Raw genomic sequence first — 18,352 nt, 5'->3', positions numbered from 1 at the left:
CCTTGGCAGAAAAAATGACAAAGGCGGGACATGCCCGCCTGCGTTTTAAACGTTTTTACGCTCGACGGTTTTGTCGTCCCACGTCAGAACGTCCTGATCGGTCTTATCAAAAGCGCGGAGCAGCACATCGTCGCTTCCTTGCTGACGCCAGATTTCTTCCGCGAGTCGTTCGTCATAATTCGCCACCTCAAAAATGGCTTCAGCAATTTCAGGTGAGGTGTGGCGCAGCGTGGCCCATTCGCCCACGTGGTGAGCTTTCGACTGTTCTGTGGCCATAAAGGTCTCCTGTTGTGGATTTATCCTTGCAGTTTTACCGCCAGTCCGGCGACGTATTGGCCCTGATAGCGGGCAATTCCCAGTTCCTCCGCAGACGGTTGGCGTGAGCCATCACCGCCAGCAATCGTGGTGGCGCCATAAGGCGTACCGCCCCGAACCTGAGAAATATCGAAAAGTTCTTTGGTGCCATAACCAATGGGCACGATGACCATGCCGTGATGGGCGAGAGTGGTCCATACCGAGGTAATCGTTTGTTCCTGACCGCCACCGGTGCCAGTCGAGGCGAATACACTGGCGAGTTTGCCGTACAGCGCACCAGAGGCCCACAATCCACCAGTGCGATCCCAGAAATTACGCATCTGACCGGCCATGTTGCCAAAGCGGGTTGGCGTACCCACGATAATGGCGTCGTATTGGGTTAAATCTTCAGGTTTTGCTTCAGCCGCTGACTGATTCACCTTACCGCCCACCTGCGCAAATCTCTCCGCATCCATGCTTTCCGGTACACGAAGAATAGTGACTTCTGCACCGCTCACACTCTTTGCGCCTTCAGCCACGGCTTGCGCCATGGTTTCGATATGTCCATACATTGAGTAATAAAGCACCAAAACTTTTGCCATGGTTTTCTATCCTGCTGAGGGTGATGAGTATTCAGAAGTATAGAAGAGACTGCGTAAGGTGCCGGAAGGGAGGACGAATGGGGCAGTTCAGTGCTGCGCTTTTTGCCGGGCTAACCGCTTGTAAGCTGGAGATTAATCTGGTTTATGATGGATAAATAAGTGAATTATGTGTTTCAAAGTGTGAATATTAGCTGAATGTCTAGTTGAGTTGACTATTCTTTCATCAGGCGGCGCGAATACTCCGTCGTCTCGCTTTTCACCCTATTGGATGAAAAGGTCTAACCACAGATGCTCAATCCCTGGAGGAAATGATGGCACAACATCGTGGAGGATCTGGTAATTTCGCGGAGGATCGCGAGAGAGCCGCGGAAGCCGGACGTAAAGGCGGCAAAAATAGCGGCGGTAATTTTAGGAACGACCCGCAACGCGCTTCCGAAGCAGGTGAAAAAGGGGGACGCAGTCGCAGCAAGAAGTAATGTGATTGTGTTTGATTCCCCCTCCGCCGGGTTCGCCCGGCGGTAACAAAGATTGCATTTCCCCTCATGGCCAGGCAAAAATGACCGCCAACCGATTATTTTGGTGCGTTATGTCCGCTTTAAGCTCACGTCTCAGCCTGCGTATTACGCGTCAGGAACTTGTCCTTATCTTCATCACCATGGTTTGGGGTGGCACCTTTTTGGTGGTTCACCGGGCGATGGCGCACTCTGGTCCGTTTTTCTTTGTGGGGCTGCGCTTTGCGACGGCATCGCTGTTGCTGGCCTTCTTCTTTCGTCGCTACCTGAAACACATGACATGGCTCGAAGTTAAGGCCGGTGCGTTGATAGGACTGGCGATTGCAGGTGGCTACGGCTTACAAACCTGGGGAATGCAAACCATTTCCAGCAGTCAGTCGGCGTTTTTAACGGCGCTGTATGTGCCGGTGGTGCCATTGTTGCAATGGATATTTCTGCGCCGCCCACCTGGATTAATGGCATGGATTGGCATCATGCTGGCGTTCACCGGTTTAGTGCTGGTGGCCGGGCCACAAGATGGCAGCCTGACATTAAACGCCGGTGAAATAGCCACATTGCTCAGTACGCTGGCCATCGCGGCTGAAATCATTCTGATTAGCCGCTTTGCCGGGCAGGTAGATGTGCGTCGTGTGACGCTGATTCAGCTGATGGTCGCATCGGCCTGTGCCTTTGTCTTTATGATCCCTAACGGTGAGTCGGTCCCAACAATCTCAACGCCATTGCTGTTGAGTGCACTGGGGCTAGGTGCGGCCAGTGCGTTGATTCAGGTGACAATGAACTGGGCGCAGCGCAGCGTGTCACCGACACGTGCCACAGTGATTTACGCCGGTGAACCGGTCTGGGCAGGGGTGGTAGGGCGTATTGCGGGTGAACGTTTACCGGCCGCCGCCCTGTTGGGTGGTGCGCTGATCGTCTGTGGGGTCATCGTCAGCGAGTTACGACTTCGCCGCAAGAAAGCGGTGCCTGAGCAGGCACCGCTGGAGCCTTAAGGTTGCTGTCGTGCCGCCTGGTTTGCCAGTGCGGCACCACGACGTTTGAGGATCGCGTTAAGAATGATGGCACCGAAGGTTGCTGTGCCAATTCCCCCAATGGTGAAACTGCCGATCTTCAAAGCGAAATCGCCAGCGCCCAGCACTAAGGTGGTGGCCACCATGATTAAATTGCCGTTCTGACTGAAATCAACGTTGTTTTGCACCCAGATTCGCGCACCTGCCACGGCAATCAAGCCAAATACCACAATAGAGGCACCGCCAATCACCGGGCCGGGAATGGTATGGATCAAGGCACCAAACTTCGGTGAAAAGCCGAGTATCAGCGCAATCACTGCTGCCGCGACAAACGCCAGTGTCGAATAGACTTTGGTGACCGCCATGACGCCGATATTCTCTGCGTAAGTTGTCACGCCGCTGCCTCCCATGGAACCTGACAGCATGGTGGCGAGGCCATCCCCGACAAACGCACGCCCCATCCAGGGATCAAGATTGCGCCCCGTCATACCGGCAACGGCTTTAATATGCCCAAGGTTTTCAGCCACCAGAATGATGGCGACAGGGGCAATCATCACTATCGCCTGCATATCAAACACCGGTGCGGTGGTGTGCGGTAAACCAAACCAGGGCGCATTGGCGACACCGCTAAAATCGACCGGCTTGCCGAGGCCAAACACATTGGTGAGCAAGGCGTAGATTGCCCAGGCGACAATCAGGCCAACCAGAATCAGTAAGCGCTGAACCAGACCGCGAGTGAAAACCGCGACCACGCCGATGCATAACACCGTCATCACCGCCATCCAGCTGTCAAACATCGATGCAGAAACACCGTGCACGGCGATTGGAGCCAGATTAAGGCCAATCGCCATCACCACTGCACCGGTGACGACGGGCGGCATCAAGCGTTCAATCCAACCCGTACCGACTTTCATCACAATCAGGCCAATCAGGGTATAGAGTGCGCCACACGCAATGACCCCGCCCAGCGCCAGGGCCAGATTAGGGTTCAATCCCTGGCCGTTAAATCCGGTCACCGCGATAATGACCCCAACAAAGGCGGCGCTGGATCCGAGATAACTGGGGACGCGGCCGCCGGTCACAACAAAAAACAGCAGCGTGCCGATGCCGGAAACCAGAATCGCCAGATTGGGGTCCAGTCCCATCAGCAACGGCATCAATACCGTCGCGCCAAACATTGCTACAGCATGCTGCAGGCCCAGCACAAATGTCTGCCCAAACGGCAGGGTTTCATCCGGTGCAATCAGCCCATCTTCGGTCATGGCTGACTTTTTCTGCCAGCGGGGGAACCAGGAATTCGCCATCGTTTTCTCCAGGGTAGCGGTGGAACCGGGCCGCGCAGAGCGGCGTTAGCGGGCGTCCTGCCGTAAAAGGTGATGATATCCACGGTCAAACCACGCCAGGCCATGGGAATCATCGTTACGTACCAGCGCCAGCGCTTCACACATCAAAACGTCGTGTGTGCCAACACTAACCACCTGGGTGATTTTGCAATCAAACGACACGGTGGCGCCCTCCAGCAGCGGTGAACCGCTGGCCAGCGTGTGCCAGTTAGCTGCAGCAAAACGCTGATCCATCGGCGTTTTACCACCAAACAGCGTAGAAAGATCCTCATGACCGGCTGCCAGGGTGTTGACGCACAGATAGCCATTATCCCGAAAGGTTGGCCAGACCGATGCCGAACGATTCAGACACACCAGCAAAGTAGGCGGCGTATCCGTCACGCTGCAGACAGCAGATGCGGTGAATCCGGCGCGACCCGCCGGACCGTCGGTGGTGATGATATTCACCGCAGCACCCAATCGTGCCATGGCATGGCGAAAAGCATCGCGGTCAACATTGGGCGGCAGCGGCAATTCATGCACACTCATGATTCAACTCCTCTGTTCAACTTGCGGCACGCTGTGCCGGTGCAGCGGTTTCGGCCAACCATTGCAGCAGCAGTGCGTTGAAGTTATCGGCATCGGTCACGCTCATTGCATGTCCACCCCACGGCATCTCAATCAGACTGCTGTCAGGCAACGCCTGGGCCAGCAGTGGCGAGCAGCTCCACGGCACCAGTAGATCGTCCTGGCTACAGATGGCTAACACTGGTTGCTGAATCCGCGCCGCATGGGCACGAAAATCACAGTTCATTAATGCATGTAATCGACGTAGCAGATTCTCCATACCCTGAAAATGAGCCACGTGATGAGCATCTTCAGCCGTGATACGCGCCTGATGGCGCGCCAGCCATTCAGCCGGATAGAGGAACAGCGGCTGCGCCCGTACAAAGGCTTCAACGCCCACGTTGAGCAGGAGATCCTGCCGCACCTGGAAGCAGCGTTGCGTATGAGGATCCAGCGACAGCCAGCCATTAATCACCACGATGCGGCCGACACGGTTGGGATAATCCAGGGCCAGCTGCAGGCCAATCAGGCCACCCAGCGCGTGGCCAATAATGTCGTAATAGTGAATGTCATGTTGCGCCAGTCGTTCAGCCAGTTCGGCGGCCATCATCGCCATGCTGTAGCCTTCAGGCAGCGTATCGGCACTGCGACCGGTACCGCGCTGATCGTAAGTCACCACCCGATAATGGGGAGTGAGCGCCGCCAGCTGGGGTTGCCAAAAGCCCGCCACGCCACCCAGGCCGGACGACAGCACCAGCGTTGGCGCGTCGGCAGCGGTTAAACCATGAATCTCAAGGTGCATTACGCCTCCTGGGGACCGGTGTGCGCGACGCTGGCAATTTCAATCAGCGCATCTGGTTTAACCAATCCGCACTGAATGCAAAAGCGTGCTGGCTTGTCGCCGGGGAAATACTCGGCATAAACCTGGTTAATCGCGGCGTAGTTGCTCCAGTCGGTGAGGAATATAGAGTTGAAAGTGACATCACTCATCTTGCCACCGGCGGTCTCGATCACCTTTTTAATGGTTTCCAGCACGTGGCGGGTTTGTGCCGCTGCATCGCCGACGTGGACCACATTGTTACTGGCATCGAACGGTAGCGTGCCTGACACGTAAACCACGCCATCGGCCAGCGTTCCCGGCACAAAGGGCGCAATCGGGGTGCCGCTACCGGCAGGGATAATCACACTTTTAGGCATCGTCGCAGTTCCTTATCGTTATGGTTTTGCAGGTGAGATTGGCCTTAAGCCCTCAGGGCTTCACAAAAGGTGTCTGTGTCACTGACCCAGCCAAAGAAGGTTTCGATGTTGAAAATGGCAGCCTGCTGAGCAAACGCCGGTCCGGCCTGATAAGTGGCGTCTTCCAGCACTACACCAAAATATTCGAGGAAGAAGCCGTCACGCAGCGTGGATTCGACACACACGTTGGTGGCAATGCCGGTGAACACCAGATGGCGGATGCCGCGGCTGCGCAGCATGCTATCGAGTGGAGTATTGAAGAAGCCGCTGTAGCGCGGTTTGGGCAGTACGATGTCTCCTGCCTGCGGCACCAGTTCATCCACCAGCGCATAATCCCAGCCGCCTTTCGACAGCAGCGTGCCCTGTAACTCCGGGCGCTTACGCATGGTTTTCAGTGCATTCGATTTATGGAAGTTAGGCGAGCCAGCATCACCCGCTTCGATGTACTGGTCGTCCCAGCCGTTCTGGAACCAGATAATTTGCATGCCAGCGGCGCGTGCCGCGGTGACCGCCTGATGAATTTTGGCGATCACGGGTTTGGTGGCGGAGACATCAAAACCGGCAAGATCCAGATAACCCCCTTCAGTGGCATAGGCGTTTTGCATATCAACGACAATCAAGGCACTTTGCGCCGGCGGCAGTGAGATAGCTTCTGGCCGGGCGGGCAGGGTGATATTGGGCAAACTCGACGTATGGGCGCAAGTCACGGTACTCATCAGGCAACCTCCTTCTGCGAAGTGATAACGTTTTGACGACACTGCATTAATGGCTGGATACGTTCGCCGAAATCTTCAATGCCTTGCAGGAAGTCATCAAAGGTCAGGAGTACGCCTTGAGCGCCATCGACCTCTGCCACTTCATCCAACATTCGTGCCACATTGGCGTATGAACCCACCAGGGTGCCCATATTGATGTTGACAGCTGAGGTGGGATCGGCCATCTGACGCACGTTGGTATCGCTACCCGATTTGGTGTCCTGCTGGCTTTGCGTGGTGAGCCAGGCAAGCGCTTCTTCATCGGCACCTGCTTTGTAATGCTCCCATTTGGCACGCGCGGCCTCATCGCTTTCGGCGGCGATGATCATAAACAGCACGTAAGAGCCGACATCGCGCCCGGCGTGATCCGCTGCGGCTTTCATGCGGCTGGCGGTCGGGGCGAAAGCGGTGGGCGTGTTGACCCCTTTGCCGAAGCAGAAGTTGTAATCGGCGTGCTGCGCGGAGAATGCCATACCGGCATCGCTCTGTCCGGCGCAGATCACCTTCATCGGTTTCTGCGGTTGCGGGCTGACGCGGCAGTCGTTCATGGTGAAAAATTCACCCTTGAAGTCACTCTGACCGCTGCCCCATAAATCGCGCAGCACGGTGACGTATTCGGTGAGGTATTGGTAACGGCTGGAGAAGTACTCATCACCCGGCCACAATCCCATCTGTTCGTATTCGGGTTTCTGCCAGCCGGTGACCAGATTGACGCCGAAACGGCCATTGGAAATCGAATCGATGGTGGCGGCCATACGCGCCACAATTGCTGGGGGCAGCGTCAGCGTGGCTGCCGTGGCATAGATCTCAATCCGTGAGGTCACCGCCGCGAGCCCCGCCATCAGCGTGAAGGATTCGAGGTTGTGATCCCAGAATTCGGTTTTACCTCCGAAGCCACGCAATTTGATCATCGAGAGCGCAAAGTCGAAGTGATAGTGCTCGGCCTTCAGCACAATCTCTTTATTCAGTTCAAAAGTCGGTTTGTACTGCGGCGCATGGGTGGAAATGAGCCAGCCATTGTTGCCAATCGGGATAAATACGCCAATTTTCATGTGAAACCTCTCTGCATTGAACGGGCATTGCTTTACGCGCTGCACTGCTTCCTGCACGCATCCTGCGAGCGGCGCTCAGTCACAAAATTGCAAAGCCTGTGCCACATTTTTAAATGCCTTATACAACAATGTGTTAAAAACTATTGAAGAATGAAAGTAGAGCGGTTGGTCTAAATCAGACCGTTTGGTCAAAACTTTTTGCACGTTTTTCATGCGCACAGTGGTCAAAAAAGGTGCAGGGCGAGCGATTAGGCAGGAAAGAGGGGCTTTGTTATGATGCGGACAGGCAGGATTGAAGAGGTAACAGTGTGAAAAGCGATGAAAAACAACCGGGCCGACGTTCACGTGCCGTTGCCGCGAAACGGGCTGCGATACTGGAAGCGGCGTTAAGCTTCTTCTCGCAGTTCGGTATTCACGGTACCAGCCTCGATAAAGTGGCAGAGCGTGCCGATGTCTCCAAGACCAATTTGCTTTACTACTATCCCTCAAAAGAGGTGCTGTATATCGCGGTTCTGAAAGAGATCCTTGATGTATGGCTGGCACCACTGCGCGCACTGCGCCACGATCAGGACCCACTGACCGCCATTCGGAAATATATCCGTCTTAAGCTGGAGGTGTCGCGTGATCACCCACAGGCCTCGCGCTTGTTCTGTCTCGAAATGCTACAAGGTGCCCCTTTACTCAAAGGTGAACTGGCCGGGGATTTAAAAGCGCTGGTAGATGAGAAGGCGGCGATCATCGAGCAGTGGATTGCGGAAGGGCGGTTAGCCGGTGTGCAACCTCAGCATCTGTTTTTCCTGCTGTGGGCCACCACGCAACACTACGCAGATTTTGCTTCACAGGTTGAAGCGATCACCGGCCAGACGCTGAACGATCCTGCGTTTTTTGAACAAACGCTGGAGAATGTACAGCGCATGATAATTGAAGGGATCCGCGTGCGTTGATCCCGCTTTAGCCAGGAGAGTGCATGGATTCGCTATCACAATTGACGTTGGGCGCGGCGGTCACCGTTGCGGTGATGGGCAAACGCGTGCCGTTATGGCAATCGGCGCTAGTGGGTGCGATTGCCGGCACCTTGCCCGATCTTGATGTGTTTATCGATCATGGCGATGCGATTCGCAATATGACGCTGCATCGTACTGAGAGCCATGCGCTGATATGGCTCACGTTAGTTGCGCCCCTGCTGGCCTGGCTGATCGCAGGTGCAACACGCAGTCGCTCCCACTGGCGCGGTTGGTGTCTGGCAATTTGGCTGGCCCTGATTACGCATCCATTGCTCGATCTGACAACGGTGTACGGCACGCAACTGGGGTTGCCGTTTACCGATTTCCCCTACGCGATTGGCAGCATGTACATCATCGATCCGTTGTATACCCTGCCATTGCTGATCGCGCTGGGAGTGGCGTTATGGCGGCGTGATGGGGTAGGACTGCGCTGGAATCAGTCGGGTTTGCTGATCAGTACGCTGTATCTTGGCTGGAGCATGGTGGTGCAGGGCGTGGCGACGCAGCATATCAATCGTGATTTGACTGATCAATCCATCAAGCCGCAGCAGGTGCTGGTGACGCCAACGGCGTTTAATACCCTGGTGTGGCGAACCGTGATTATGACCCCCGATCGTTACGGTGAAGCCTATTGGTCACTGCTGTCACCCGATCGTGCACTGGAAATTCATTGGCATCCGCGCAACCCGGAATTGTTCGATGCGTTTAAAGGCGACTGGTATGCCGAGCGAGTGGCGTGGTTCAGCCATGGTTTTTACGCCATGCGCCAGCAGGGTGAAGATACCTTGATTTCGGATTTAAGGATGGGGGAAGCGCCCAATTACACCTTCAGCTTCAATCTGGGATCGGCACATGTTCCCGAACCGGCACCGGAAAGGGAGCCTTCGGTACGGCCTTCACTGGCGCAGGCATGGCATAAATTACGCGAAAGGTTATAAAAAAAGCCCCGAGCATTCGGGGCTTTTTTCGGCAGGGCTATCAGGCTTTACGACGACGTAACAACCAGCCCATAGTGAGAATGACGAACCACAGCGGCGTGACCATCAACGCCTGGCGGGTATCATCTTGCAAGGTGAGCAGGACAATGACAAAGGCGAAGAACGCCATGCACACCCAGCACATCAGCTTGCCCAGCGGCATCTTGAACTTCGACTCAGCATGACGTTGTGGATGCTGTTTGCGGTAAGCCAGATAGCTGCACAGGATGATGGTCCAGACGAACATAAACAGAATTGCCGATACCGTTGTAACCATGGTGAATACCGTCATCACATCGGGAATCAGGTAAATCAGCGCCACGCCGCACAGCAGGCAGAAGCAGGAGAAAAACAGCCCGGTGGTGGGAACCGCGCGTGCCGACAGGCGGCCAAACGCTTTGTGTGCCACGCCTTGTTCTGACAGACCGTACAGCATACGGCTGGTGGAGAAAATGCCGCTGTTGGCGGATGATGCAGCAGAAGTCAGCACCACGAAGTTCACGATGCTGGCGGCGGCGGGTAATCCGATCAGCACAAACATCTCAACGAAGGGGCTGCGGTCTGGCATCACCTGATTCCACGGCGTCACCGCCATGATCACCAGCAACGCCAGAACGTAAAACATAATGATGCGCAACGGAATGGCGTTAATCGCGCGTGGCAACACCTTGTGCGGATCTTTGGTTTCTGCTGCGGCTGTTCCCACTAACTCAATGCCGACGAAGGCAAATACCGCAATCTGGAAGCCAGCAAAGAAGCCGCTCAATCCTTTCGGGAACATACCGCCATGATCCCAGATATTGCTCAGGGCCGCGGCGCTGCCGTTAGGCGAAGGATAATGCATGCTGACCAGCACAATGCCGGTCACGATCAGAGCAACAATCGCCACGATTTTAATAATCGCGAACCAGAATTCCATTTCGCCAAACAATTTCACCGTTGCGATATTGAGCGCCAGGAACACAAATATACACAGCAGCGCACTCATCCAGATGGAGAAGTCGGGGAACCAGAGTTGGAAATAGGCACTAATGGCCACGACATCAGCAATGCCCGTTACCACCCAACAGAACCAGTAAGTCCAGCCGGTAAAATATCCCGCCCATGGCCCGAGTAAGTCGGCAGCAAAATCGCTGAATGATTTATATTCAAGATTTGAGAGCAGCAGTTCGCCCATAGCGCGCATGACGAAAAACAGCATAAAACCGATGATCATATAAACGAAAATGATCGAGGGGCCGGCCAGGCTGATGGTTTTACCTGAGCCCATAAACAACCCGGTGCCGATCGCGCCACCGATAGCAATCAGTTGGATATGGCGGTTATGCAGATTACGCTGGAGCTTATCGGGCTGTTCGGCCTCGATAAGCGCCTCTTTGGATTGATCAACCATAAATATATCTTTCCTGTTTTGATGTTGTGTCAGCTCTACTGGCTGTTAGATAACGTGCCGTTTGATAGGGCAAGTGGCATAAGATAGTGGAAAGGTTGCAACTCTCGGTAATTGTTTTTTTACAATTGTGACCTTTTACGGGGTTTCCTCTGTCAGTAAATATTTACATGGCATAATCCACGGTACATTTGCGTAAATCTTCAGCAATTAAGCCTTTTCTGCGTTATCTCCCCATTTTGCCACCTACACTTACGTCTTCTTTTTATGAGTAAACGTGAGGTGTGATGCGCGCATTATTAGCGATTGTTCTGTTGGCATTATGTGGCTGGTGGAGTTTGCCGTGGCTGAAAACGCATTTGCCGCCGCAGTGGAATCCGTTTACGCCGCTGTCGGTCACTGACCCACAAGGATGGATGATGCGCTACAAATTGCAGCGCCTGAGTCACGATCCTGCGGCCTGTATGGCGGTGATGCAGCGAGCCAGTCAGCAGGGATGGGTAGAATTTCGCGCGGTGCCAGCACTGAAAGGTGATTGCCCTATTGAACAACCTTTGCGCGTGAGTGGTTTTGGTGAAGTGACATTGAGCAGCAGCTTTCTTGCCAGTTGCCCCATGGCAGTGAGCAGCACAATCTATGTCGTCAACAGCACTCACGCCTTGCAGCAGGCAGGTATCAACAGCCCGATTCGGCACATCAGCCACGTCGGCAGTTACGCCTGTCGAAATATCTATCATCGCCAGCAGGGGCGTTTAAGCGAGCATGCAACAGCAGATGCATGGGATGTGACAGGGTTTCAGCTTGCGGATGGACGCTGGCTGCAGGTGGCAAAAAACTGGCATCAACCTGAGGATGCGGCTGCAGGGCTCCGCGCTTTATGGCAAAACGGCTGTGCGACCTTTGGCAATGCGTTAGGACCGGATTACAACGCCGCGCATGCCGGACATTTTCACCTGGGCATGCGCGGCGCCGGATACTGTCGTTAGTTAGACGGCGGGGTTAAGCCCTCGTTTTATCAGGAAATGATTAGCGGGCCAGGAGAATAGAAAACCGATGATCATGGCCAGTTGTAACATAAACCAGAAAGCGACCAGCAACGGATTGATTTGCTGGTTGAGAACAAATTTTAGTGCCAGTGCCATAAAGATAAAAATACCTAATTGATAAATCAGCAGGGGGAATGTTTCGGTTTTAAATGCTAATAATAACGCCCGGCCAAATGAACGTTTTTCACGTTGGCGAATCGCCAGGAACTGGAAAAATAAACCCACCACCAGAGAAACTATCAAGCAAATAATTGCCTGCATCCAAAGCGTTGGCATAATGGCGAACTGATTTAGCAAGGTGATTATTGGTAGGGTCATTATGTCGCCAAATATACAGGCCGCAGCAGATAATGAGGTGGAAATAAATATTGTTTGCCAGCTGGCATTACTCTGAATTTTTTGTGGAACCAGCAGCGCAAGTTTTACCTGACGTGAAGGTTTACGGCCCAGATACCACCAGGCTAACCATCCGATGAACGGCATATAGAGGCCGGTCAGCGGCCAGATGATATTCATGATGGCCACCGGATGCGGGTGACGGAAAAGATCTTTTAAGATCATCAGCGCTGTACAACCGCCCAGTACAAGGAAAGGTAATGCCAGTTGGTTCATCATAGTCAGCCCCGTTATGATGCTCGAATACGCATGACAATGCGCCAGTATGCATGAGGGCGCAACGTCTTCCCCTGAAAAGTCCACAGCGTCATCACCCGTACATCCTCTAAGCGTAGCTGGAAAAGAGGGTGACGGAAATCACGTTATACCGCTCACCACAGAAATCACTGGGATTAAGAATGAGCCGAATAGGCGTCGTCCCACAAATACCGCTATTACCCTCAGTAATCGCTTTCAAAGTGAGTGATTTTGGTTAATGACGATGCTAAAAATTTATCAATCTAATGATGATTTTCGATGAATAGGGTGATTGAAACTCCTTCGGAAAAATCCTATTCTAATCAGGAAAGAGGATTAAAGTTGTGAAGCTGTTGGCAAAATGTATCTGCTTTCAGTTCCCCATAATGGTAACGCATTGACAACAGGATGGTTATGATTGTTACCCCGCGGGCTGCTCTCATTTCAATCAATATTTTTTCTCTAGTTAATTTATTTTTTGTGTTAATCAGAACGAATAACAAGTTAAAGCGTGAAACAACGCTGAGGCAATAATGACGACCGATAATTATTTCGTCTGGCGTGGCGAAACTGAAAATGAATTTCAGGCGCTGACGGAAGTGATTCAAGTAAAAACGCTATTACAAAAACACATTGAAGCGATGGGTTTTGATTCATTCGCTTTCCTGGTTCAACATCCCGTGCCTTTTACCCGGCCGCGCGTGTTTTTGTTCAGTACTTACCCGGAAAGCTGGGTTAAGCGCTATGAAAGCGAAAATTATTATGCTGTCGATCCAGTGCTGTTACTTTGTCAGCGGCCGGGACGAGGCGTGGAATGGACACGGGATTTATTTACCGGTGCCGGTAATTTATGGGCTGAAGCGAATGCGGCAGGGCTTAACAGCGGCTTTTCTTGTTCGGCAATGGCGCCAAATCGTGCCATTGGTATATTATCTATAGCATCATCGCTTCACAGTCAGACTCAACACTTACGCGTTCAGCTAGAGGTGAAACTGCACCTACTGGCGGAACTGAGTTTGCGCGTGCTGGAGCGGCTAAATGATAGTTCAATGGCGGTTTTATCTAATGATTTTAGCCAACGCGAACTGGAAATTTTGAAATGGACGGCAGAAGGAAAAACTTCTGCGGAAATTTCACTGATTTTAGCGATTTCAGAACATACGGTGAATTTTCACCAAAAGAATATGCAAAAGCGTTTTAATGTTTCCAATAAAACGCAGATTGCGTGTTATGCGGCGGCAATTGGCCTGATATAGCAAAAAGGCAACTACTAATTTTAGTAGTTCCCACTCTTTAGTCAGTTGTCTACCCTGCGCCGGAACTTTGCCAGGCTGGCGCAAAGAAATCATTGCAAACATGGGGATGTCAGGGGCGCATGATGAAAGTAATTCAAACACAGCTTAAGGATATGCCGTCCTCTCTGTTGGCAGAATTAGGAACGTATCGCTATAGCGTTTTTGCGCGGGGTGAAGGTTGGTCTATCCCGCCGCGCTTAAGTACGCCTGGACAGGAGTATGATCGCTTTGATCGCTCCGATGTCACCTGGATGATCGCCTGGAATGCGCGCCAGGGGATCTGCGGCTGTGCACGTTTGTTGCCCTGGCATGAACCAGAAGTGCCTGAAGGCATGGTGCTGCCGTTCGATCAGGAAAAAGTCTGGGAAATGTCACGCTTTTCGGCACGCCTTGAGGTGGATGCAGAACTGCCACTGACGATTTTGTGGCATGCGGTGCAGTTGGCGGAACTCAGCGGTATGGAGTACCTGATCAGCTCAGCAACGCCGATGCTGGAAAAAATGTTTGAGCAGCACCATGTCGTGTACGAACCTTTATCACCTGGTTTGATTCAATCTGAGGATAATCTGTTTGCCATTCGTATTCCGGTTCATCAGCCGGCACTGGCGGACAAGTATCGCGGCACACGTCGGTTTAGTCCGGAAGAGGTGCTGCCGTCACTGGGTGTTTCAGTGAACTGGCAGTCGCACAGTTGACCACCCCGCGCATCGCGCGGGGCTTCACCGCTTACTGACGGTAGGCGGTTTTAATCTGACGAATGGTGTTGCTGAACACCTCCGCCTGCGGCTTATCCGCTAACGCGCTTTGCACATAGCGCTCCATGTTAATAATAACCTTACCGGCATCCGCCTGGCCCATTCCTTTCAGAATCAGCGTCACCATCATTTTCAGGCAAGCCACTTCGTCGGCCAGTGCCTGGGTATCCCGCGATGTTGAAAAGTCTTCATCACTCATCTTTGACTCCTTGGTGGTGTTACTGAATGTAGACACAATATCTGTGTGTAAAAAACAGAGTATATCATATGGTTGAATGAGGAATTTATCCCAGGCGAAGCGGTGGAGATTAAACCAACATTAAATGGATGTTTGCGTTATTAACAGGCAGGGAAAATCAGGCGTTGAAGTTATTTTTATTTACTAAAGCCCAGCGGTCAATGAAAAGAGCATAAATTATAACATAATGATATTAGTCACAATTTCACATTTTAATTCTTGCATGCTAGTGCGTTTCACTCAAAAGATATCTGGGAATGAGCTCAATTTGATATGTATCATTTCATCTGGGATTTATCTGCGTAACCAGATGTTTTTTCCCCGGCAAACCCGGTAAGATGGCCCTCCTGAAATATATTTTTCCCCTCACTAACCTGCGGAGTACGTCCCGTTGATCAGTCTGCTTCTTGTTGATGACCATGAACTGGTACGCGCCGGTATTCGCCGCATACTGGAAGATATGAAGGGATTGGTAATTGCCGGGGAAGTGGCTTGTGGTGAAGACGCGGTGAAATGGTGCCGCAGCAATCCGGTTGACGTGGTGCTGATGGACATGAATATGCCGGGCATCGGCGGTCTGGAAGCCACGCGAAAAATTGTGCGCTTCAATCCTGACATCCGCATTATTATGCTGACCATCCATACCGAAAATCCGCTGCCGGCAAAAGTGATGCAAGCCGGTGCGGCGGGTTATCTGAGCAAAGGTGCGGCCCCGCAGGAAGTGGTGAGTGCGATTCGTTCGGTGCACTCAGGTCAGCGCTATATCGCATCAGATATTGCGCAGCAAATGGCGCTTAGCCAAATCGAGCCGCAAAAAGCCGAATCGCCCTTTAGCTGTTTGTCGGAAAGGGAATTGCAGATTATGCTGATGATCACCCGAGGGCAAAAGGTGACGGAAATTTCCGAGCAGCTTAATCTCAGCCCGAAAACCGTTAACAGTTACCGTTATCGCATGTTCAGTAAGTTGAACATCAGTGGCGACGTAGAGTTAACGCATCTGGCCATTCGACATGGTCTCTATAATGCGGAGCCGTTAATCAGTAGTGAGTGACGTTTTCAATTCCAAAGCCTTTCTCAGCACCGTGACCAGTCAGCCCGGCGTCTACCGCATGTATGACGCGACAGGCACGGTGATCTATGTCGGTAAAGCGAAAGACCTCAAAAAGCGCCTGACCAGTTATTTCCGCACTCAGGTGGGCAGTCGAAAAACCGAAGTACTGGTCAGTAACATCCAAAACATCGACGTGACGGTGACGCATACCGAAACCGAAGCTTTGCTGCTTGAACACAATTACATCAAGCTCTATCAGCCTCGCTATAACGTGCTGCTGCGTGATGATAAATCCTATCCCTATATCTTCCTGAGTGCAGACGCGCATCCGCGACTGGCGATGCATCGTGGTGCCAAACACGCGAAAGGGGAATACTTTGGGCCTTTCCCTAATGGCTATGCGGTGCGTGAAACCCTGGCGCTGTTGCAGAAAGTGTTCCCGATTCGACAGTGTGAAAACAGTGTTTATCGCAACCGCTCTCGCCCCTGTTTGCAATATCAGATTGGCCGTTGCCTTGGGCCGTGCGTAGCGGGTTTGGTCAGCGAAGATGAGTATGCGAAGCAAACGGACTACGTGCGGCTGTTTCTTGCCGGTAAAGATGATCAAGTGATCAACCAACTGGTCAAACGCATGGAAGAGGCCAGCTATGGATTGCGCTTCGAAGAAGCGGCGCGTCTGCGCGATCAGATTCAGGCGGTACGACGCGTCACCGAGAAGCAGTTTGTCTCCAATCAGGGGGATGACCTTGATGTGATGGGGGTGGCATTCGACGCCGGTATGGCTTGCCTGCACGTGCTGTTTATTCGGCAGGGCAAAGTGCTGGGCAGCCGCAGTTACTTCCCGAAAGTGCCAGCCGATACCGATCTCACCGAAGTGGTGCAAACCTTTGTCGGCCAGTTTTATCTGCAGGGCAGCGAAGCACGCACTTTGCCAGCGGATATTCTGCTGGACTTTAGTCTGCCTGAACGCGAGTTGCTGGCCGATTCTTTGAGTGAATTGGCCGGCCGCAAGGTCAATATTCAAAGCAAACCGCGCGGCGATCGGGCACGCTACCTCAAACTGGCGCGCACCAACGCTGCCACCGCGTTGACCACTAAACTGTCTCAGCACTCCACTATTCAGCAGCGACTGGCGGCGCTGGCAGTCTTTCTCGAACTCGACAGCATCAAGCGCATGGAGTGTTTCGACATCAGTCACACCATGGGTGAGCAGACAATAGCTTCGTGTGTGGTCTTTAACCGCGATGGACCGCTGCGTTCGGATTACCGCCGCTATAACATTGAAGGCATCACGCCTGGCGATGATTACGCCGCGATGAACCAGGTATTACGTCGTCGTTATGGTAAAGCGCTGGAAGAGGACAAAATCCCTGATGTCATCATCATCGATGGCGGTAAAGGCCAGCTGGCGCAGGCGAAACAGGTGTTCGCAGAGCTGGATGTGCCCTGGGATAAAGATCGTCCCATTTTGCTGGGCGTGGCAAAAGGCACTGACCGTAAAGCGGGTCTGGAAACGCTGTTCTTTGAAGCGGAAGGCGAGGGCGTTTCGTTGCCGCCAGACTCGCCTGCACTGCATGTGATTCAACATATTCGTGATGACTCTCACAATCATGCAATTTCGGGGCACCGGAAAAAACGTGCGAAAGTGAAGAACACCAGTGCACTTGAAAGCATTGAAGGGGTCGGGCCAAAACGGCGTCAACAGCTGCTTAAGTATATGGGGGGCCTGCAACCCCTGATGAATGCCAGCGTGGATGAGATTGCTAAAGTGCCGGGGATTTCCTTCGCGCTGGCGGAAAAAATCTACTACTCGCTGAAACACTAGCATTGAAACAGGGGGGGCAATGTAGGAACATACGTTAAATTCTACTCACACCAGACAGTTACTGGCATATGCAATTTAACATTCCGACGTGTCTTACCCTGTTTCGAGTTGTACTGATTCCATTCTTTGTGCTGGCATTTTATCTGCCTTTTCAATGGGCACCTTTTGCCACAGCATTGATCTTTGTGGTTGCCGCCGTGACTGACTGGTTTGATGGTTTTCTTGCCCGCCGCTGGAAGCAAACCACGCGTTTTGGCGCTTTCCTCGATCCTGTCGCTGACAAAGTGATGGTGGCCATTGCGTTGGTACTGGTTGCCGAGTATTTCCACGCCTGGTGGATTACCTTACCGGCAGCGACCATGATTGCGCGCGAAATTATCATCTCAGCCTTACGTGAGTGGATGGCGGAGATTGGTAAGCGCAGCAGCGTAGCGGTTTCCTGGATTGGCAAAGTGAAAACCACGGCGCAGATGTTCTCTCTGTTCGCCTTGCTGTGGCGTCCAGACGCTACGGTGGTGGGGGTGGGTGTCGTAGCACTGTATATCGCCGCGGTGCTGACCTTCTGGTCAATGTTCCAGTATTTGAGCGCCGCACGCGGTGATTTGCTCGATAGCTGATCGATGCGATTTAAAAAGCAGCAAACGGACGCACTGTGTGGATAATTCTATTGACTCATTGCGTCAGATAAGTAGAATGCATCGCATCGAACGGCAGCGAGTCTGCAAGAAGCTGAATAAAATCAGCGAGTTCGGTGAATTAAAGAATCAAGTATTTCAGTTTTCAGCAAGGCG

At 52.7% G+C, this 18,352-nt stretch carries 21 protein-coding genes; 10 read left to right on the top strand and 11 right to left on the bottom strand.

Annotation, left to right across the window (positions count from 1 at the left end; all coding sequences use genetic code 11):
* Positions 1-45: 45 nt before the first annotated feature.
* Both VI01_RS18650 and wrbA read right to left on the bottom strand, forming a co-directional pair.
* On the bottom strand, positions 46-276 hold the full coding sequence (locus tag VI01_RS18650; protein WP_038647733.1) for a YccJ family protein: 231 nt from the start codon (positions 274-276) through the stop codon (positions 46-48).
* Positions 277-296: 20 nt separating this feature from the next.
* Positions 297-896: an NAD(P)H:quinone oxidoreductase gene (wrbA, locus tag VI01_RS18645; RefSeq protein WP_038647730.1), complete on the bottom strand. Its 600-nt coding sequence runs from the start codon at positions 894-896 to the stop codon at positions 297-299.
* Positions 897-1,207: 311 nt separating this feature from the next.
* Here wrbA and VI01_RS18640 point away from each other — a divergent pair, with 311 nt between their 5' ends.
* Complete coding sequence (locus VI01_RS18640; RefSeq protein WP_071845623.1) at positions 1,208-1,372, top strand: general stress protein; 165 nt, start codon at positions 1,208-1,210, stop codon at positions 1,370-1,372.
* A gap of 110 nt (positions 1,373-1,482) precedes the next feature.
* Positions 1,483-2,397, top strand: coding sequence for a DMT family transporter (locus VI01_RS18635; RefSeq protein WP_045816235.1), 915 nt, complete (start codon positions 1,483-1,485; stop codon positions 2,395-2,397).
* Here VI01_RS18635 and rutG read toward each other — a convergent pair.
* From rutG to rutA, 6 genes are read right to left on the bottom strand one after another with little or no spacing between them, the layout of a single operon-like run.
* Entirely contained in the window at positions 2,394-3,719 is a 1,326-nt protein-coding gene (rutG, locus tag VI01_RS18630; protein WP_045816234.1) for a pyrimidine utilization transport protein G, read from the bottom strand. The genes VI01_RS18635 and rutG overlap by 4 nt on opposite strands.
* A gap of 45 nt (positions 3,720-3,764) precedes the next feature.
* Positions 3,765-4,286: an NADH-dependent FMN reductase RutF gene (gene rutF, locus VI01_RS18625; RefSeq protein WP_038647722.1), complete on the bottom strand. Its 522-nt coding sequence runs from the start codon at positions 4,284-4,286 to the stop codon at positions 3,765-3,767.
* A 16-nt stretch (positions 4,287-4,302) separates the two neighbouring features.
* The gene (gene rutD, locus VI01_RS18620) at positions 4,303-5,106 is read right to left on the bottom strand and encodes a pyrimidine utilization protein D (protein ID WP_045816233.1); all 804 of its coding nucleotides are present in this window, start codon (positions 5,104-5,106) and stop codon (positions 4,303-4,305) included.
* Positions 5,106-5,501 (bottom strand): pyrimidine utilization protein C, encoded by a 396-nt coding sequence (gene rutC, locus VI01_RS18615; protein ID WP_045816232.1) that lies wholly within the window; start codon positions 5,499-5,501, stop codon positions 5,106-5,108. Before rutC ends, rutD begins: the two co-directional genes overlap by 1 nt.
* Before the next feature lie 44 nt (positions 5,502-5,545).
* On the bottom strand, positions 5,546-6,256 hold the full coding sequence (gene rutB, locus VI01_RS18610; RefSeq protein ID WP_045816231.1) for a pyrimidine utilization protein B: 711 nt from the start codon (positions 6,254-6,256) through the stop codon (positions 5,546-5,548).
* Positions 6,256-7,347 carry a pyrimidine utilization protein A gene (rutA, locus tag VI01_RS18605; RefSeq protein ID WP_045816230.1) on the bottom strand — a complete coding sequence of 364 codons (1,092 nt, stop codon included), beginning with the start codon at positions 7,345-7,347 and terminating at the stop codon, positions 6,256-6,258. Before rutA ends, rutB begins: the two co-directional genes overlap by 1 nt.
* A 308-nt stretch (positions 7,348-7,655) precedes the next feature.
* Here rutA and rutR point away from each other — a divergent pair, with 308 nt between their 5' ends.
* Together rutR and VI01_RS18595 are read left to right on the top strand one after the other, a co-directional pair.
* Positions 7,656-8,291 carry an HTH-type transcriptional regulator RutR gene (gene rutR, locus VI01_RS18600; protein WP_045816229.1) on the top strand — a complete coding sequence of 212 codons (636 nt, stop codon included), beginning with the start codon at positions 7,656-7,658 and terminating at the stop codon, positions 8,289-8,291.
* A 23-nt stretch (positions 8,292-8,314) separates the two neighbouring features.
* Positions 8,315-9,289 carry a metal-dependent hydrolase gene (locus VI01_RS18595; RefSeq protein ID WP_045816228.1) on the top strand — a complete coding sequence of 325 codons (975 nt, stop codon included), beginning with the start codon at positions 8,315-8,317 and terminating at the stop codon, positions 9,287-9,289.
* Between the two features lie 40 nt (positions 9,290-9,329).
* Here VI01_RS18595 and cycA read toward each other — a convergent pair whose 3' ends face one another.
* Positions 9,330-10,721, bottom strand: coding sequence for a D-serine/D-alanine/glycine transporter (cycA, locus tag VI01_RS18590; protein WP_038647711.1), 1,392 nt, complete (start codon positions 10,719-10,721; stop codon positions 9,330-9,332).
* A 284-nt stretch (positions 10,722-11,005) separates the two neighbouring features.
* Between cycA and VI01_RS18585 the strand changes: the two genes are divergently transcribed.
* Positions 11,006-11,704, top strand: coding sequence for an extensin family protein (locus VI01_RS18585; RefSeq protein ID WP_045816227.1), 699 nt, complete (start codon positions 11,006-11,008; stop codon positions 11,702-11,704).
* Here the strand turns inward: VI01_RS18585 and VI01_RS18580 are convergent, their stop codons facing one another.
* Positions 11,705-12,379: a DUF4396 domain-containing protein gene (locus VI01_RS18580; protein ID WP_034820313.1), complete on the bottom strand. Its 675-nt coding sequence runs from the start codon at positions 12,377-12,379 to the stop codon at positions 11,705-11,707. It lies immediately after the preceding gene.
* Between the two features lie 551 nt (positions 12,380-12,930).
* Here VI01_RS18580 and sdiA point away from each other — a divergent pair.
* Both sdiA and VI01_RS18570 read left to right on the top strand, forming a co-directional pair.
* On the top strand, positions 12,931-13,653 hold the full coding sequence (gene sdiA, locus VI01_RS18575) for a transcriptional regulator SdiA (protein ID WP_034820310.1): 723 nt from the start codon (positions 12,931-12,933) through the stop codon (positions 13,651-13,653).
* 122 nt (positions 13,654-13,775) lie between these two features.
* Positions 13,776-14,387, top strand: a complete 612-nt coding sequence (locus VI01_RS18570) for an acyl-homoserine-lactone synthase (protein WP_034820307.1) — start codon at positions 13,776-13,778, stop codon at positions 14,385-14,387.
* A 31-nt stretch (positions 14,388-14,418) separates the two neighbouring features.
* Here VI01_RS18570 and VI01_RS18565 read toward each other — a convergent pair whose 3' ends face one another.
* The gene (locus VI01_RS18565) at positions 14,419-14,646 is read right to left on the bottom strand and encodes a DUF2594 family protein (RefSeq protein ID WP_034820303.1); all 228 of its coding nucleotides are present in this window, start codon (positions 14,644-14,646) and stop codon (positions 14,419-14,421) included.
* 430 nt (positions 14,647-15,076) lie between these two features.
* On the opposite strand from VI01_RS18565, the gene uvrY reads away from it, so the two are divergent.
* The 3 genes from uvrY (at position 15,077) to pgsA (ending at position 18,178) form a co-directional block, all read left to right on the top strand.
* Positions 15,077-15,736 carry a UvrY/SirA/GacA family response regulator transcription factor gene (gene uvrY, locus VI01_RS18560; protein WP_034820300.1) on the top strand — a complete coding sequence of 220 codons (660 nt, stop codon included), beginning with the start codon at positions 15,077-15,079 and terminating at the stop codon, positions 15,734-15,736.
* Positions 15,729-17,561: an excinuclease ABC subunit UvrC gene (gene uvrC / locus VI01_RS18555; RefSeq protein ID WP_045816226.1), complete on the top strand. Its 1,833-nt coding sequence runs from the start codon at positions 15,729-15,731 to the stop codon at positions 17,559-17,561. Before uvrY ends, uvrC begins: the two co-directional genes overlap by 8 nt.
* Positions 17,562-17,629: 68 nt before the next feature.
* Complete coding sequence (gene pgsA / locus VI01_RS18550; RefSeq protein WP_034820295.1) at positions 17,630-18,178, top strand: CDP-diacylglycerol--glycerol-3-phosphate 3-phosphatidyltransferase; 549 nt, start codon at positions 17,630-17,632, stop codon at positions 18,176-18,178.
* The last annotated feature ends 174 nt before the right edge of the window (positions 18,179-18,352 follow it).

Origin of the sequence: Pantoea sp. SM3 (genome assembly GCF_000963995.1) — a bacterium.
GTDB lineage: Bacteria > Pseudomonadota > Gammaproteobacteria > Enterobacterales > Enterobacteriaceae > Pantoea > Pantoea rwandensis_B.
Note: the sequence above shows the minus strand (reverse complement) of the source record. Positions and strands in the feature narration are given on the sequence as shown.